The 15,217-nt window shown below is 71.3% G+C and carries 15 protein-coding genes and 2 pseudogenes; 10 read left to right on the forward strand and 7 right to left on the reverse strand.

The annotated features are described in order from the left end of the window. Positions 1-34: 34 nt before the first annotated feature. On the forward strand, positions 35-964 hold the full coding sequence (locus ACF1GV_RS22825; RefSeq protein WP_391683760.1) for a LysR family transcriptional regulator: 930 nt from the start codon (positions 35-37) through the stop codon (positions 962-964). 37 nt (positions 965-1,001) lie between these two features. Then, positions 1,002-1,571 (forward strand): annotated as a pseudogene (locus tag ACF1GV_RS22830) (Uma2 family endonuclease); the annotation flags it as partial. Between the two features lie 76 nt (positions 1,572-1,647). Here ACF1GV_RS22830 and ychF read toward each other — a convergent pair. Then, positions 1,648-2,736: a redox-regulated ATPase YchF gene (gene ychF / locus ACF1GV_RS22835; RefSeq protein WP_391683762.1), complete on the reverse strand. Its 1,089-nt coding sequence runs from the start codon at positions 2,734-2,736 to the stop codon at positions 1,648-1,650. A gap of 176 nt (positions 2,737-2,912) precedes the next feature. Between ychF and ACF1GV_RS22840 the strand changes: the two genes are divergently transcribed. Further along, positions 2,913-3,566 carry a DUF6542 domain-containing protein gene (locus tag ACF1GV_RS22840; protein ID WP_391683765.1) on the forward strand — a complete coding sequence of 218 codons (654 nt, stop codon included), beginning with the start codon at positions 2,913-2,915 and terminating at the stop codon, positions 3,564-3,566. Between the two features lie 15 nt (positions 3,567-3,581). On the opposite strand, the gene ppgK is transcribed toward ACF1GV_RS22840, so the two are convergent. Together ppgK and ACF1GV_RS22850 are read right to left on the reverse strand one after the other, a co-directional pair. After that, entirely contained in the window at positions 3,582-4,328 is a 747-nt protein-coding gene (ppgK, locus tag ACF1GV_RS22845) for a polyphosphate--glucose phosphotransferase (protein WP_391683768.1), read from the reverse strand. Between the two features lie 58 nt (positions 4,329-4,386). Further along, positions 4,387-5,403 (reverse strand): 4-hydroxy-3-methylbut-2-enyl diphosphate reductase, encoded by a 1,017-nt coding sequence (locus ACF1GV_RS22850; protein ID WP_391683771.1) that lies wholly within the window; start codon positions 5,401-5,403, stop codon positions 4,387-4,389. A 65-nt stretch (positions 5,404-5,468) separates the two neighbouring features. On the opposite strand from ACF1GV_RS22850, the pseudogene ACF1GV_RS22855 reads away from it, so the two are divergent. From ACF1GV_RS22855 to ACF1GV_RS22870, 4 genes and pseudogenes are all read left to right on the forward strand, one after another. Next, positions 5,469-6,831 (forward strand): annotated as a pseudogene (locus tag ACF1GV_RS22855) (APC family permease). Between the two features lie 54 nt (positions 6,832-6,885). Continuing rightward, positions 6,886-8,094, forward strand: a complete 1,209-nt coding sequence (gene xseA, locus ACF1GV_RS22860; RefSeq protein ID WP_391683774.1) for an exodeoxyribonuclease VII large subunit — start codon at positions 6,886-6,888, stop codon at positions 8,092-8,094. A gap of 9 nt (positions 8,095-8,103) precedes the next feature. Then, on the forward strand, positions 8,104-8,325 hold the full coding sequence (locus ACF1GV_RS22865; protein ID WP_391683777.1) for an exodeoxyribonuclease VII small subunit: 222 nt from the start codon (positions 8,104-8,106) through the stop codon (positions 8,323-8,325). 126 nt (positions 8,326-8,451) lie between these two features. Next, the gene (locus tag ACF1GV_RS22870; RefSeq protein WP_391683779.1) at positions 8,452-9,042 is read left to right on the forward strand and encodes a malonic semialdehyde reductase; all 591 of its coding nucleotides are present in this window, start codon (positions 8,452-8,454) and stop codon (positions 9,040-9,042) included. 81 nt (positions 9,043-9,123) lie between these two features. On the opposite strand, the gene ACF1GV_RS22875 is transcribed toward ACF1GV_RS22870, so the two are convergent. Then, the gene (locus ACF1GV_RS22875; RefSeq protein WP_391683780.1) at positions 9,124-9,654 is read right to left on the reverse strand and encodes a DUF4245 domain-containing protein; all 531 of its coding nucleotides are present in this window, start codon (positions 9,652-9,654) and stop codon (positions 9,124-9,126) included. Between the two features lie 128 nt (positions 9,655-9,782). Between ACF1GV_RS22875 and glpX the strand changes: the two genes are divergently transcribed. Continuing rightward, the gene (gene glpX, locus ACF1GV_RS22880) at positions 9,783-10,817 is read left to right on the forward strand and encodes a class II fructose-bisphosphatase (protein WP_361638860.1); all 1,035 of its coding nucleotides are present in this window, start codon (positions 9,783-9,785) and stop codon (positions 10,815-10,817) included. Between the two features lie 80 nt (positions 10,818-10,897). On the opposite strand, the gene ACF1GV_RS22885 is transcribed toward glpX, so the two are convergent. Together ACF1GV_RS22885 and ACF1GV_RS22890 are read right to left on the reverse strand one after the other, a co-directional pair. Next, complete coding sequence (locus ACF1GV_RS22885) at positions 10,898-11,269, reverse strand: WhiB family transcriptional regulator (protein WP_391683782.1); 372 nt, start codon at positions 11,267-11,269, stop codon at positions 10,898-10,900. 125 nt (positions 11,270-11,394) lie between these two features. Further along, entirely contained in the window at positions 11,395-12,096 is a 702-nt protein-coding gene (locus ACF1GV_RS22890; RefSeq protein WP_391684055.1) for a DUF1707 domain-containing protein, read from the reverse strand. A 168-nt stretch (positions 12,097-12,264) separates the two neighbouring features. On the opposite strand from ACF1GV_RS22890, the gene ACF1GV_RS22895 reads away from it, so the two are divergent. Then, a complete protein-coding gene (locus tag ACF1GV_RS22895) occupies positions 12,265-13,935 on the forward strand; it encodes a fumarate hydratase (protein WP_391683783.1) in 1,671 nt (556 codons plus the stop codon). Positions 13,936-14,003: 68 nt separating this feature from the next. On the opposite strand, the gene ACF1GV_RS22900 is transcribed toward ACF1GV_RS22895, so the two are convergent. Next, positions 14,004-14,396, reverse strand: a complete 393-nt coding sequence (locus ACF1GV_RS22900) for a cupin domain-containing protein (RefSeq protein ID WP_391683785.1) — start codon at positions 14,394-14,396, stop codon at positions 14,004-14,006. A gap of 110 nt (positions 14,397-14,506) precedes the next feature. On the opposite strand from ACF1GV_RS22900, the gene ACF1GV_RS22905 reads away from it, so the two are divergent. Next, positions 14,507-15,202 carry a TetR/AcrR family transcriptional regulator gene (locus ACF1GV_RS22905; RefSeq protein ID WP_391683786.1) on the forward strand — a complete coding sequence of 232 codons (696 nt, stop codon included), beginning with the start codon at positions 14,507-14,509 and terminating at the stop codon, positions 15,200-15,202. Positions 15,203-15,217: the final 15 nt, after the last annotated feature.

Consider the following 15,217-nt stretch of genomic DNA (forward strand, 5'->3'; position numbering starts at 1 on the left):
GGAGTTGTGCGTCCAAGACCTCCGGTGATAACCGATGGGCATGACCACGGACGTCCACGTGCGGGACCTGCGCTACTTCCTGGCCGTCGCCGAGGAGCTGCACTTCACCCGTGCCGCCGAGCGGCTGTACGTGTCGCAGCCCGCGCTGAGCAAGCAGATCCGGGCGCTGGAGCGGCAGGTGGGTGTGCAACTCCTGCACCGCGATCACCGCGGCGTGTCCCTGACGCCGGCGGGCGAGGCCCTGCTGCCGCACGCGCGGAACGTGCTGGCCGCGTGGGAGGAGGGCTCGGCCGTGCTGGAGGCGGCCAGGGCCGCGCAGCGCAGCACGCTGGTGGTGGGCATGAGCACCAGTCCGGGCCGCGGGGGTCTGCTCCCGGCGATCCGCTCCCGCTTCACCGCGGCCCACCCGCAGGTGACGCTGCGGCTGCGGCAGGTCGGCTGGGACGACCCGACGGCGGGACTCGCGGACGGCACGGCGGACGTCGCCTTCGTCTGGCTGCCGCTGCCCGACGAGACCCGCTACGGCTGGACGGCGCTCGCGGAGGAACCCCGCCTGGTCGCCCTCCCCGACACCCATCCGCTCGCCGACCGGCCCGAGATCGACTTCGCGGACCTGGCGGACGAGCCGTTCCTCGCCCTGCCGCCGAGCGCCGGCGTCCTGCGCGACCACTGGCTCGCCCTGCCCGAACGCGCCGGCCGGCCGCCCCGCATCGGCGCGGAGATCGCCGGCACGGAGGAGACCTACGAGGCCCTGGTCGCCGGCCTCGGCATCTGCCTGGTCGCGGCGGGCAACGCCCCCCTGATCACCCTCGGTGGCGTGACCACCCGCCCGGTACGGGGCCTGTCCCCCAGCCGGTACGTACTGGCGTGGCGGCGAGCGGACGCGGACCGACCACTGGTCCGGGCGTACGCCCGGGCGGCGCGGGAGGCGGTGCGGGCGGGGGGCACCGCGGTCGTTCGTTGACGATCTCGTGGCCCGGACCTCGCCGAGTGGTTTAGCCATGACCGCACTGCCCGACTGGATGCGCCCGCCGCGCGAGGAAGGCTGGTTCGCGGAGGACCTGGACCGCCTCCCCGAGGCACCCCGCCACACCGAGCTGATCGACGGAGCCCTCGTCTTCATGACGTCGCCCCAGTGATGGCGGCATGGCCACCTCGTCACCATGCTCACTGTCGCCCTCATGGAGCAGGCGCCCAGCGATGTCAGAGTCGGCCGCGAGATGACCACAAGGCTCGACGAGCGAAACCGGCCCGAGCCCGATCTGCTCTTGACGACGGCCGCCTACGACGGCGACCGCACCTGGTTCACCCCTGATGAGGTGCGGCTCGTCATCGAGGTCGTCTCACCGGAGTCCGCGCACCGGGACCGCACGGTCAAGCTCCGCAAGTACGCGGAGGCCGGCATCCCGCACTACTGGTGCGTCGAGGACGAAGGCGGCACCCCCGTCGTCCACGTCTACGAACTCGACGAACCGACTGGTGTCTACGCGCCCGCCGGCATTTTCCGGGGCAGTCTGAAGCGGCCTGTGCCTTTCGAGATCAGTCTGGATCTCGACCAGCTCACCCCGCCGGAGGAGCAAGTAGGCGGCAGCACGGGAAAACAGAAGGGGGTCGGACTCCGGAGAGTCCGACCCCCTTCTGCCGCGCTCACACGTTGAACCGGAACTCCACCACGTCCCCGTCCTGCATCACGTAGTCCTTGCCCTCCATGCGGGCCTTGCCCTTCGCGCGGGCCTCGGCCACCGAGCCGGTGGCGACCAGGTCGTCGAAGGAGATGACCTCGGCCTTGATGAAGCCCTTCTGGAAGTCGGTGTGGATCACGCCGGCGGCCTCGGGGGCGGTGGCGCCCTTCTTGATCGTCCAGGCGCGGGACTCCTTGGGGCCGGCCGTCAGGTAGGTCTGCAGGCCCAGGGTGTTGAAACCGACGCGCGCGAGGGTGGCGAGGCCCGGCTCGTGCTGGCCGACGGACTCCAGCAGCTCCATCGCCTCCTCCTCGTCCAGCTCGGCGAGGTCCGCCTCCAGCTTGGCGTTGAGGAAGATCGCCTCGGCGGGGGCGACCAGGGTCCGCTGCTCGTTCTTGAAGTCCTCGTCGACCAGCTCGTCCTCGTCGACGTTGAAGACGTAGAGGAAGGGCTTCGTCGTCAGCAGGTGCAGGTCGTGGAGGAGCTCCGCGCGCGCGGTGCCCTGGACGATGCCCTGGGAGAACAGCGTGTCACCCTTCTCCAGCATCTCCTTGGCCTCCTCGACGGCCTTGACCTTCGGCGCCACGTCCTTCTTGATCCGGGACTCTTTCTGGAGGCGCGGGAGGACCTTCTCGATCGTCTGGAGGTCCGCCAGGATCAGCTCCGTGTTGATCGTCTCGATGTCGTCCTTCGGCGAGACCTTGCCGTCGACATGGACGACGTTCTCGTCCTTGAAGGCGCGGATGACCTGGCAGATCGCGTCGGACTCGCGGATGTTCGCGAGGAACTTGTTGCCCAGGCCCTCGCCCTCGGACGCACCGCGCACGATGCCGGCGATGTCGACGAAGTCGACCGTGGCGGGCAGGACCCGCTCGGAGGAGAAGATCCCGGCCAGCTTCGCCAGGCGGGGGTCGGGCACGCCGACCACGCCGACGTTCGGCTCGATCGTGGCGAACGGGTAGTTGGCCGCCAGCACGTCGTTCTTGGTCAGGGCGTTGAACAGGGTCGACTTGCCGACATTGGGCAGACCGACGATTCCGATCGTGAGCGACACGTTGCGACTTCCCGTTACGTGAGGGTGGAGGGCGGCGGGTCCCGGGGAGGGGCCGATCCACCAGTCTACGGGGTGAGTGCGCCGGGACCCGAGGTCGTCCCGAACGGTTGGCCGGGCTCCGCCGAACGGCGTGTCCGGGGTGTGAGCGGACGTGCGAACCGACCTAAGTTGGTCCAATGGAGCAGCACAGGACGCGACACGCCCAGCCCGCACCGCGCCGCCGCACGCCGGCACCGTCGCCGCTGCCGCCGCAGGCCCGGCGCGGGAGGCCCGGTCCGGACGGCGGACGCCCGGGCCGGCCGGCTGCGGGGGCCGACCGCCGGGCCGACGCAGGCCGCGACGCGGGGGCGGTTCAGCGCCGTGCGGTCACCGTGCGGCGGCCCGCTCCCCCACTCGCCCGGCCCGCGCGCCGACTGCCCAACCCGCGGCTGACCGGGCTCGGCGGCGGGCTGTTCTGCGGGGCCGTGATGATCGTGCTGGGGCTGGCCCTGCGGGTGCTGTTCGGCTCCTGGTCCGCCACGCCGACCGCGTACGGCGTGCTCTTCCTGCCGGTGTGCGTGCTCACCACGGTATGGGTGCGCAAGGGGGATCTGCTGACCGCCCCCGTCGTGCTGCCCATCGCCTTCGCCGCGGGGCTGGTGCCCCTGGTCGACAGCGGTGACGGACTCGGCGCACGGCTGATGAACCTCGTCACGGCGCTGGCCACCGAGGCGGGCTGGCTGTACGCCGGCACCCTGACCGCCGGCGCCATCGCCGTCACCCGCCGCCTCGCCCTGGCCCACCACCGCCGGCGGCAGGCCACGGGACGCGGACAGACGGGGCCGGCCTGACCCGAACGACGGACCCTAGCTGCGGGCCGCCGCGCGCATCGCCGCGCCCACGATGCCCGCGTTGTTCTGCAGCTGGGCGGGGACGATGTCGGCTCTGATGCCCTCGATCAGGTGCAGGAACTTGTGGGACTTGCGGCTGACGCCGCCGCCGATGATGAACAGCTCCGGGGAGAACAGCATCTCCACGTGCGCGAGGTACTTCTGCACCCGGTGGGCCCACTGCTCCCACGACAGGTCGTGGTCCTCCTTGACCTTGCTGGAGGCGCGCTTCTCCGCGTCGTGGCCGTTCAGCTCCAGGTGGCCCAGCTCGGTGTTGGCGACCAGGGCGCCGTCGGTGAAGACCGCGCTGCCGATGCCGGTGCCGAAGGTCAGCATGATCACCGTGCCCCGGCGGTCCTTGCCGGCGCCGTAGCGCATCTCGGCGACGCCCGCCGCGTCGGCGTCGTTGACCACGGTCACCGGCAGCCCGCCGAGCCGTTCGGCGAACAGGGCGCGCGCGTCGGTGTCGATCCAGCCGGGGTCGACGTTGGCCGCCGTGCGGATCATGGCTCCGCCGGTGACCACGCCCGGAAAGGTGAGGCCGACCGGGCCGCTCCAGCCGAAGTGGTCGACGACCTCCTTCACGCCGTCGGCCACGCCGTCCGGTGTCGCCGGGTGTGGGGTCAGGACCTTGTGGCGCTCCTGCGCGAGGTCGCCCCTGTCCAGGTCGACAGGGGCACCCTTGATCCCGGATCCGCCGATGTCCACGCCGAAGATCTGCATGGCACCACGTTACGACGGACCACTGACGGTCACGTCACGGACCGACCCGATCGGACCGTCACGCCTCGGCCGGACCGGATCCGCCGCGCTCGGCGACCAGGGAGGTCGCCTCCTCGCGCAGGTCGCGGCGCAGCTCCTTGGGCAGCGAGAAGGTGATGGACTCCTCGGCGGCCTTGACGATCTCCACGTCCTCGAAGCCGCGCTCGGCGAGCCAGGCCAGCACCTGCTCGACCAGCACCTCGGGCACGGACGCGCCGGAGGTGACGCCGACCGTGCCGACGCCCTCGAGCCACGCCTCGTCGATCTCGTCGGCGAAGTCCACCAGGTACGCGGCGCGGGCGCCGGCCAGCTTGGCGACCTCGACCAGGCGCTTGGAGTTGGAGGAGTTGCGCGAGCCGACGACGATGACGAGGTCGGCCTCGGCGCCCATCTGCTTCACGGCCTGCTGACGGTTCTGCGTGGCGTAGCAGATGTCGTCGCTGGGCGGGGAGACGAGCCCGGGGAACTTCGTCTTCAGCGCGTCGACGGTCTCCATGGTCTCGTCCACGGACAGTGTGGTCTGGGACAGCCAGACCACCTTCGACGGGTCGCGGACCTCGACCTTGTCGACGTCACCGGGGCCGTCGACGAGCTGGATGTGGTCGGGGGCCTCGCCGGAGGTGCCGATGACCTCCTCGTGGCCCTCGTGGCCGATCAGCAGGATGTCGTAGTCCTCGTTCGCGAACCGGACGGCTTCCTTGTGGACCTTGGTGACCAGCGGGCAGGTGGCATCGATGGTGGCGAGCCGGCCCTGCCGGGCCTCCTCGTGGACGGTCGGGGCCACGCCGTGCGCCGAGAACATCACGATGTTGCCCGGCGGAACCTCCTCCGTGCGCTCGACGAAGACGGCGCCCTTCTTCTCCAGGGTCTGCACGACGTACTTGTTGTGGACGATCTCGTGCCGGACGTAGACCGGGGCCCCGTACTGCTCCAGGGCCTTCTCGACGGCGATCACGGCGCGGTCCACACCCGCGCAGTAGCCCCGGGGGGCGGCGAGCAGGACACGGCGGCCAGGCGAAGCAGTCATGGGTCCCATCGTAAGGGTGCGTTCGGCGGCACAGAGATCGCGTCGCGCGGGGCGCCGGGGGAAACCTGGTTTCCATGTCCGACAGGGAGGCGACGGCGTCCCCGGCCGAGGCCCACGACCGGCTGCATCGCAGCCTGGGCTTTCGCGACCTGGTGGTCTACGGGCTGCTCTTCATCGCCCCCATGGCGCCCGTCGGCGTCTTCGGCACGCTGGACGCCAAGTCACACGGGGCGGTGGCCCTGGTGTACGTGGTGGCGACCGTCGCCATGGCGTTCACCGCCTTCTCCTACGCGCAGATGGTGCGGGTCGTCCCCCTCGCGGGCTCGGTGTCGCATACGCGCGCGTGGGGCTCGGCGAGGGCGCCGGGTTCGTGGCCGGCTGGATGGCGATGCTGGACTACGTGCTCATCCCGGCGGTGGCCTACCTGTTCTCCGGGATCGCGATGAACTCCCTGGTCCCCGAGGTGTCCCGCTGGGTGTGGACGGCACTCGCGGTGGTCGTCACGACGCTGCTGAACCTGTGGGGGGTGCGCACGGCGGCGCTGGTGGGTTTCCTCGTGCTGGCGCTGGAGATCGTGGTGCTGCTGGTGTTCATGGTGGCGGCACTCGTGGTCCTGGCGCGGGACGGCGCCCAGCGGGACGTCCTGTCGCCGCTGTCCGGGGACGGCTCGCAGGGCGCGTTCGCGCTGTCGGCGGTCGTCGGGGCGGTGTCCGTGGCGGTGCTGTCGTACCTGGGGTTCGACGCGATCGCCACGTTCGCGGAGGAGACGACCGGAGGGTCGCGCAAAGTGGCGCGGCGCTGCTGTTCTGCCTGGCGCCGGCCGGTGTGCTCTTCGTCGCGCAGACCTGTCTGGTGGCCCTGCTGGAGCCCATGACGTCGGCGCAGCTGGCCACCGACCCGGTCAAGCAGGGCTCGGCGTTCTACGACGCGGTGGACTCCTCCGTCGGCGGCTGGCTGCACGACCTGGTCGCCGCGAGCAAGGCCGTCGGGGCGGCGTTCGCGGCGCTGGCCGGGCAGGCTGCGGCCGGGCGGCTGCTGTTCGCGATGGGCCGGGAGCGGCGGCTGCCGAAGGGGCTGGCGCGCACCGACGACGGGGTGCCGCGGGTGGCGCTGCTGTGCGCGGCGGTGATCACGCTGGTCGCGGCGGGCTGGGCGGCGCGGCGCGACGACGGCCTGGACAAGCTGGTGTCGGTGGTCGACAGCGGCGCGCTGACGGCGTTCACGCTGCTGCACGCGAGCGTGGTGGGGTACTTCGGGCGGCGGCGGGGTGAGCTGAGCTGGTGGCGGCATGTGCTGGTGCCCGTCGTCGGCGCCGCCATCACCCTCGCGGTCATTGTCGAGGCGTCGGGCACGGCCCACGTGGTGGGTGCGGTGTGGCTGGTGATCGGCCTGCTGGTGCTGCTGGGACCGCGGGGCAGGCTGCGGCCGCGTGCGTAGCTGCGCGGGCCGTCATCCGCGGCGCTGTCAGTGGCGGCCATTACTCTCGACCGCATGGCTGTCTCCTCGTCCCCCGAAACCCCGCTCCCCGTCGGTGAGGTGTCCCGGCTGATCGGCGGCTGGATCGACCGCCTCGGCGCGGTGTGGGTCGAGGGGCAGATCACGCAGTTGTCGCGCCGCCCGGGCGCCGGCGTCGTGTTCCTGACGCTGCGCGACCCGTCGTACGACATCTCGGTGAGCGTGACCTGCTACCGGCAGGTGTTCGACACCGTCGCGGACGTCGTCGGCGAGGGCGCCCGGGTCGTCGTCCTGGCCAAGCCGGAGTGGTACGCGCCGCGGGGGCAGCTGTCCCTGCGGGCCGCCGAGATACGGCCCGTGGGCGTCGGGGAGCTGCTCGCCAGGCTGGAGCAGCTGAAGAAGGCGCTGGCGGCCGAGGGGCTGTTCGCGCCCGAGCGCAAGAAACCGCTGCCGTTCCTGCCGCAGCTGATCGGGCTGGTGTGCGGCCGGGCGTCGGCCGCCGAGCGGGACGTTCTGGAGAACGCCCGGCACCGCTGGCCGCACGTGCGCTTCGAGCTGCGCAACGTCGCCGTGCAGGGTGTGCACGCGGTGTCGCAGGTGGTGCAGGCCGTGAAGGAGCTGGACACGCTCGACGAGGTGGACGTGATCATCGTCGCGCGCGGTGGCGGCAGCGTGGAGGATCTGCTGCCGTTCTCCGACGAGCAGCTGGTGCGCGCGGTGGCGGCGTGCCGTACGCCGGTGGTGTCGGCGATCGGGCACGAGCCGGACAACCCGCTGCTGGACCATGTCGCCGACCTGCGCGCCTCCACCCCGACGGACGCCGCGAAGAAGGTCGTGCCGGACGTCGGCGAGGAACTGGAGCGGGTGCGGATGCTGCGGGGGCGGGCCCGGCGGTGCGTGGAGGCGTATCTGGAGCGCGAGGAGCGCGGGCTCGCGCACGCGCTGGCGCGGCCGGTGATACAGGATCCGCACCGGATGCTGGACGAGCGGACCGACCAGGTGGAGTCCCTGGTGGAGCGCTCCCGGCGGTGCCTGGGCCATCTGCTGGACCGCGCGGACTCCGAGCTGACGCACACGCACGCACGCGTGGTGGCGCTGTCCCCCGCGGCGACGCTGAAGCGCGGGTACGCGGTGCTGCAGAAGGCCGACGGGCACGTGGTCCGCGATCCCGCCGAGGTGGAGGCCGAGGAGCCGCTGCGGGCGCGGGTGGCCGAGGGTGAGTTCACTGTCCGAGTCGACGTTTAGGTTGGGTGGATGACCAGCAAGGTGGATGAGGCGCTCGGGTACGAGCAGGCGCGGGACGAGCTGATCGACGTGGTACGGCGGCTGGAGGCCGGTGGGGGGACGCTGGAGGAGTCCCTCGCCCTGTGGGAGCGCGGGGAGGAGCTGGCGAGGGTGTGCCGGCGCTGGCTGGAGGGCGCCCGGGCGCGGCTGGACGCGGCGCTGGCGGAGGAGGAAGAGAAGGCCGAGGAGTAGCCCGCGGCGGGTGTGAAGGCGCTCACGCCCCTTATTGTTGAAATTTGAACCTTCTCTGGCGTACCGTCGAGGACGTCAGACGGTCCGGCATGCCGGATCCGGACGCACACCAGAGAAAGTTCACGCATGTCTCTCGTTCTTGACCCCGCCGCCCAGGACCTGCTCTTCCGCGAGGCCCGCACCGCGAACGCCTTCACCGACGAGCCGGTGACCGACGAGCAGATGCAGGCGATCTACGACCTGGTCAAGTACGGCCCGACCGCCTTCAACCAGACCCCGCTGCGCATCACCCTGGTCCGCTCCCCCGAGGCCCGTGAGCGCCTGGTGCAGCACATGGCCGAGGGCAACCAGCCCAAGACCGCCTCCGCCCCGCTGGTCGCGATCCTCGCCGCGGACAACGAGTTCCACGAGGAGCTGCCGGCCCTCTTCCCGGCGTTCCCGCAGGCCAAGGACGTCTTCTTCGCCGAGCGTCCGGTCCGGGAGAGCTCCGCGCTGCTCAACGCAGCCCTCCAGGCGGCGTACTTCATCGTCGGCGTGCGCGCCGCCGGTCTGGCCGCCGGCCCGATGACCGGCTTCGACGCCGAGGGCGTGCGCAAGGAGTTCCTGGACGACGACCACACCCCGCTGATGATCGTCAACATCGGCAACCCCGGCGAGAACGCCTCCCACCCGCGCGCCCCGCGCCTGGCGTTCGACGAGGTCGTCACCACCGTCTGACGCCGTCGTTCTCCCGTACGGCAAGAGGCCCCCAGCACCGCCGGGGGCCTCTTTCGCGTGCCGGGAACCGCGTGCGCGGGCTCAGGCCAGCTTCAGAGCCTTCACCATCTCGGCCAGCTGGGTGAAGGACCCGGTGCCCGCGACCACGGTGGTCGAGCCGCCGGGGGTGTCCTGCAGCACCAGCGCGTCGTAGCGGCCGCCGGTGTAGCGGATCCAGGTGCGGCCGGCGATCTTCTCGGTGACGTCCGTGGCCTTCGCGCCCTGGCTCGCCTCGGCGATGAACGCCGAGCGCTTCTGCGTGGACTGCTCGACGGCCACATACTGGCCGTCAGGGGCGTCGAAGCCCAGATGCCAGGCGTCGGACTGATCACCCCGGAAGCGGACCGAGGTCGCCTTCCAGCTGCCCGGCAGCCCCTCGGGCGCGGCCACCGGATACGAGGCCGCGCGGCGCGCCGTGGCCAGCTCGACGCTGTAGTCGACCCGCTTGAGATCGGGAGCGTGATCGTCGTGCGGGATGGCGAAGAAGTAGACGACCAACGCCGCGATCCCGATCACGGCCAGGGAGAGGATCATGTCCCGGGCCGTCTTCTGCTTGCCGTTCGAACCTGCCACGCCCCCTATCGTCGCAGGTGCCCGGTCCGCTCATCCGTGGGGTCCCCTGCTCATTTTGTCGGACTGACGATAGAGTCGAGGCCGAACACCCTCATCCGGCCGTCGTCGTATCAGAAAGGTGCGCTCCGATGACCGAGCATCATCACTTGCCGTCCGAGCTGGACGTCCCGTCCGAGGCCCCCGACCGCAACCTCGCCCTGGAACTCGTCCGGGTGACCGAAGCTGCGGCCATGGCCGCCGGCCGCTGGGTCGGACGCGGCGACAAGAACGGCGCCGACGGTGCCGCGGTGCGCGCGATGCGCACCCTCGTCTCCACCGTGTCGATGAACGGCGTGGTCGTCATCGGCGAGGGCGAGAAGGACGAGGCGCCGATGCTCTTCAACGGCGAGCGCGTCGGTGACGGCACCGGGCCCGAGGTCGACATCGCCGTCGACCCGATCGACGGCACGACGCTGACCGCGAAGGGCATGCCGAACGCCATCGCGGTGCTGGCCGCCGCCGAGCGCGGCGCCATGTTCGACCCGTCCGCCGTCTTCTACATGGACAAGCTGGTCACCGGCCCGGAAGCCGCCGACTTCGTCGACATCGACGCGCCGGTCGCGGTCAACATCCGCCGGATCGCCAAGGCCAAGCGGGCCACGCCCGAGGACGTCACCGTCGTGATCCTCGACCGGCCGCGCCACCAGGGCCTGATCAAGGAGGTCCGGGAGGCCGGCGCGCGCATCAAGCTGATCTCCGACGGCGACGTGGCGGGGTCCGTCTACGCGCTGCGCGAGGGCACCGGCGTCGACCTGCTGCTCGGCATCGGCGGCACGCCGGAGGGCATCATCTCCGCCTGCGCCGTGAAGTGCCTGGGCGGCACGATCCAGGGCAAGCTGTGGCCCAAGGACGACGAGGAGCGGCAGCGGGCGATCGACGCCGGGCACGACCTGGACCGGGTCCTCACCACCGACGACCTGGTGTCCGGGGAGAACGTGTTCTTCGTCGCGACCGGTATCACCGACGGTGAGCTGCTGCGCGGTGTGCGCTACCGGTCGGACACCGCGCTGACCGAGTCGATCGTGATGCGGTCGAAGTCGGGCACGGTACGCAAGATCGACTCCGAGCACCGGCTGCGGAAGCTGCGGGCATACAGCGCGATCGATTTCGACCGGGCGAAGTAGGGCCCCTGCACCGGCCCCACGCCGGCACCCAAGAGGCGCCCCCTGTGCGGAGGGGGCGCCTCTTGGCGTGTCCGTAGGGCTCAGCCCGCTGCCGCTATGCGGCCCGTCGTCGCCGTTTTCTTCAGTTCCATCTCGCGGCGGCGGCGCCGGGCCAGGACCACGCGGCGTTCCGCTGCCGTCAGGCCACCCCAGACGCCGTACGGCTCGGGCTGGAGCAGGGCGTGCTCGCGGCACTCGACCATGACCGGGCAGCGGGCGCAGACCCGCTTGGCGGCCTCCTCGCGGGAGAGCCGGGCCGCGGTGGGCTCCTTGGACGGTGCGAAGAACAGGCCGGCCTCGTCGCGCCGGCACACCGCCTCGGTGTGCCAGGGGGCGTCTTGGTCCCTGTCTCGCGGCCCTCGCTGGGCCGGAACGGCAGCTACCTGCAGAGACGAATGCGGCGGTTGCAGCACGGTCTTCTCCTGACGAGACGGCTTCGCGAGCGAGAGACGATGCAGCAAGCCCTACCCGCTGTACGCGCGCCTATGCACTGAGTTCCGGACCGCGCGGTCGGTGCCGCCCGCGGGATGCACGGCCGTCAGTGATCCAGATGTCTGCGCAGACCCCGGTCGACCTTGCGCTGGACCTTGTCGAGGATGTCCGCGACGAGCCTGCCGCGCTTGGCCCGCGCCTCGATGTTGCCGAGCACGGCCCAGCCGTCGACGTAGACGACCGGCGCGTCGGCCTCGGTGGAGTCGAGGGTGTCCACCTCAAAGTTGCCCAGCACGCCGCCGCCGGTGCCGCGCAGCGAGACGTTCTCCGGGACGCGCACCTCGACGCTGCCGAACACCGAGATCGCCTTGACCACGACCTGCTGGTACTCGAACAGGGCCTCGCTCAGGTCGATCTCGACGCTGCCGAAGATCGCGTACGCGTGGATGCGGCGGCCCGCGCGCCAGCGGCCCCGGCGCACGGAGCTGCTGAAGACGGCGACCAGGTTCTCGTCGGGGTCGGCCGGGACCACGCCCGGGGCCGGCCGCTGCGGGGCGGCGGCGTGGGCCGGTGCGGCCGCGCGCCGGCCCGCGGGCAGATCGCGGACATAGATCTCCAGCTCGCCGACCGTCTTCGCGGCGAGCGCGCCCTCGACGCGCTCGGCGTGCTCCTCGGCGGTGAGCCGGCCCTCGGCAAGCGCCTCGCGCAGAATGTCGGCGATGCGGTCGCGGTCGGCGTCGGAGGCGCGCAGCTCGGCGGCGGGGGCGGCGGTCTGCGCGGGAGGGGCCACCTGCTTCTGAAGGTCCACGAGCAGCAGCATAGCGAAACACGATAGATCGCGATAGCCCCGCTCGAGGGCGAACCGGGAGACGAACTGAGCCTTACCTCACAGACTCCGCGCCGGCGGCAGGTTCTACGCTGGTGGGGCCCGCCAGCGTCGGCGGGCGCCGTCCGTCAGAGTGAGGAATGGGCTGAGATGCCTGAGTTCGCGTACACCGATCTGCTCCCCCAGGGCGAGGACACCACCCCCTACCGGCTGGTGGCCTCCGAGGGCGTCTCGACGGTCGAGGGACCGGACGGGCGGACGTTCCTCAAGGTGGAGCCGGAGGCGCTGCGCAAGCTGGCCGAGGAGGCCATCCACGACATCCAGCACTACCTGCGACCGGCCCACCTCGCCCAGCTGCGCCGCATCATCGACGACCCCGAGGCGTCGAGCAACGACAAGTTCGTCGCGCTGGACCTGCTGAAGAACGCGAACATCGCGGCGGCGGGCGTGCTGCCGATGTGCCAGGACACCGGCACGGCGATCGTGATGGGCAAGCGCGGACAGAACGTGCTGACGGCGGGTCGCGACGAGGAGGCGCTGAGCCGCGGCATCTACGACGCCTACACCAGGCTCAACCTGCGCTACTCGCAGATGGCTCCGCTCACCATGTGGGAGGAGAAGAACACCGGCTCCAATCTCCCCGCCCAGATCGAGCTGTACGCGACGGACGGCGGCGCCTACAAGTTCCTGTTCATGGCGAAGGGCGGCGGCAGCGCCAACAAGTCCTTCCTCTACCAGGAGACCAAGGCCGTCCTGAACGAGGCCTCCATGATGAAGTTCCTGGAGGAGAAGATCCGTTCGCTCGGTACGGCCGCCTGTCCGCCGTACCACCTGGCGATCGTCGTCGGCGGCACCAGCGCCGAGTACGCGCTGAAGACCGCGAAGTACGCCTCCGCGCACTACCTGGACGAGATCCCGGCGGAGGGCTCGGAGCTCGGCCACGGCTTCAGGGACAAGGAGCTGGAGGAGAAGGTCTTCGAGCTGACCCAGAAGATCGGCATCGGCGCGCAGTTCGGCGGCAAGTACTTCTGCCACGACGTGCGCGTGGTGCGCCTGCCGCGGCACGGCGCGTCCTGCCCGGTCGCCATCGCCGTGTCCTGCTCGGCGGACCGCCAGGCCGTCGCGAAGATCACCGCCGAGGGCGTCTTCCTGGAGCAACTGGAGACCGACCCGGCGCGCTTCCTGCCGGAGACGACGGACGAGCACCTCGACGAGGCCGGTGACGTCGTCAAGATCGACCTCAACCAGCCGATGGACCCGATCCTCGCCGAGCTGACCAAGTACCCGGTGAAGACCCGCCTGTCGCTGACCGGCCCGCTGGTCGTGGCCCGCGACATCGCGCACGCCAAGATCAAGGAGCGGCTGGACGCGGGCGAGGAGATGCCGCAGTACCTGAAGGACCACCCGGTGTACTACGCGGGCCCGGCGAAGACCCCCGAGGGCTACGCCTCCGGTTCCTTCGGCCCGACGACCGCCGGGCGCATGGACTCCTACGTGGAGCAGTTCCAGGCCGCGGGCGGCTCCAAGGTGATGCTGGCCAAGGGCAACCGCTCGAAGCAGGTCACCGACGCCTGCCACGCGCACGGCGGCTTCTACCTCGGCTCGATCGGCGGCCCGGCCGCGCGTCTCGCCCAGGACTGCATCAAGAAGGTCGAGGTCCTGGAGTACGAGGAGCTGGGCATGGAGGCGGTCTGGAAGATCGAGGTGGAGGACTTCCCGGCGTTCATCGTCGTTGACGACAAGGGCAACGACTTCTTCCAGGACCCGGCCCCGCAGCCGACGTTCACGTCCATCCCGGTGCGCGGCCCCGGTCTCGCGTGACGCATTCCTGACGCAGGTCGCGACGGCCCCCACCCGGCAACGGGCGGGGGCCGTTCCCGTCCCCGGGATCAGGGCAGCACCGGCTCCAGCCGCGTTCCCTCCCGCATTGACAGGGACAGCAGCCGGACCGGGCCGTCGACCTCCATGCGGTGCCACCTGCCACGCGGCACGACGACCGCCGTACCGCCGGTGAGGGTGGCCGTCCGCTCCGGGGTGTCCGCGGTGTCCGGCCGGAGGAAGAAGCGCACCCGGCCGCTGAGCACGCAGACCAGTTCGTCGGCCTCGGGGTGCATCTCCCACTGGTCGGCGTGGACATCGGCGTCCGACGCCGCGTGGAAGGCCGCCAGCTGCCAGGAACCGGGGCGGCCCTCGGTCATCTCGCGCTCGCCGGCGGTGACACCGGGGCCGGGCCCGACGTGGACGGCGGCCGTGAACAGGTCGATCGGGGTGAGCGTGGTCATGACGGAAGTCCCTCCGGTCGGCTCGATAAGTTTTTGTACACGTAAGAAAATTACCTCGCCACTCCCCCGCCCGTCCACCCCCCTTTGGCCGGTGCGCCATCATGGGGCCCATGTCCACCGCCCCCTCGCACCCCGGCCGCCCCGGCAGGCCGCCCCGGCTCTCCCGCGCGGAGATCGTCACGGCGGCGCGCCGGATCATCGACGAGGAGGGCGTCGCGAAGCTCACCATGCGGCGTCTGGCCAAGGAGATCGGCAGCACGCCGATGGCCCTCTACCACCACGTGCGGGACAAGGAGGAGCTGCTGCTGCTCCTGCTGGAGGACTACGCCGGACAGGCGCCCCGGCCGTCGCTGCCGGCCGATCCGCGCGAGCGGCTGCTCGCCGCGGCGACCGCCATGCGGGACCTGCTGGCCCGGTGCCCGTGGCTGGTCGAAGTCCTCACCGCCGACGACCTGTTGGCCCCCTCCGCGCTGTGGTTCGTGGAGCAGGTCGTGGACGCGGCGATCGCCTGCGGCCTCAGCCCGGAGCAGGCCGTGCACGCCTACCGGTCGATCTGGTACTACACGGCCGGGGAACTGATCGTCCGCGCGACGGCCGCCCGCCGGCGTGCGACCGACGACCGGCCGACCTACCGTGACCAGGTGTTCGCCGGCCTCGATCCGGCCGGCCTGCCCCGCCTCGCCGCGCTCGGCCCGCGCTGGGCGGAGCTGACGGCAACGGACACCTACGCCGCCGGCCTGCGCGCCCTGGTCGACGGACTGCTGAGTGCGGGCCGGGCGGGAACACCGTACGGGAACGGGGAATAGGCGTCCCCCGGCCCG

This window comes from Streptomyces sp. NPDC014006 (assembly GCF_043088925.1).
Classification (GTDB): Bacteria; Actinomycetota; Actinomycetes; order Streptomycetales; family Streptomycetaceae; genus Streptomyces.

Bases quoted from the DNA above. Each gene is read 5' to 3' on its own strand.
- ACF1GV_RS22825 (WP_391683760.1), top strand. From the start codon at position 35: ATGGGCATGACCACGGACGTCCACGTGCGGGACCTGCGCTACTTCCTG.
- ACF1GV_RS22840 (WP_391683765.1), top strand. From the start codon at position 2,913: ATGGAGCAGCACAGGACGCGACACGCCCAGCCCGCACCGCGCCGCCGC.
- ppgK (WP_391683768.1), bottom strand. From the start codon at position 4,328: ATGCAGATCTTCGGCGTGGACATCGGCGGATCCGGGATCAAGGGTGCC.
- ACF1GV_RS22850 (WP_391683771.1), bottom strand. From the start codon at position 5,403: ATGGGACCCATGACTGCTTCGCCTGGCCGCCGTGTCCTGCTCGCCGCC.
- xseA (WP_391683774.1), top strand. From the start codon at position 6,886: ATGGCTGTCTCCTCGTCCCCCGAAACCCCGCTCCCCGTCGGTGAGGTG.
- ACF1GV_RS22865 (WP_391683777.1), top strand. From the start codon at position 8,104: ATGACCAGCAAGGTGGATGAGGCGCTCGGGTACGAGCAGGCGCGGGAC.
- ACF1GV_RS22870 (WP_391683779.1), top strand. From the start codon at position 8,452: ATGTCTCTCGTTCTTGACCCCGCCGCCCAGGACCTGCTCTTCCGCGAG.
- glpX (WP_361638860.1), top strand. From the start codon at position 9,783: ATGACCGAGCATCATCACTTGCCGTCCGAGCTGGACGTCCCGTCCGAG.
- ACF1GV_RS22895 (WP_391683783.1), top strand. From the start codon at position 12,265: ATGCCTGAGTTCGCGTACACCGATCTGCTCCCCCAGGGCGAGGACACC.
- ACF1GV_RS22900 (WP_391683785.1), bottom strand. From the start codon at position 14,396: ATGACCACGCTCACCCCGATCGACCTGTTCACGGCCGCCGTCCACGTC.
- ACF1GV_RS22905 (WP_391683786.1), top strand. From the start codon at position 14,507: ATGTCCACCGCCCCCTCGCACCCCGGCCGCCCCGGCAGGCCGCCCCGG.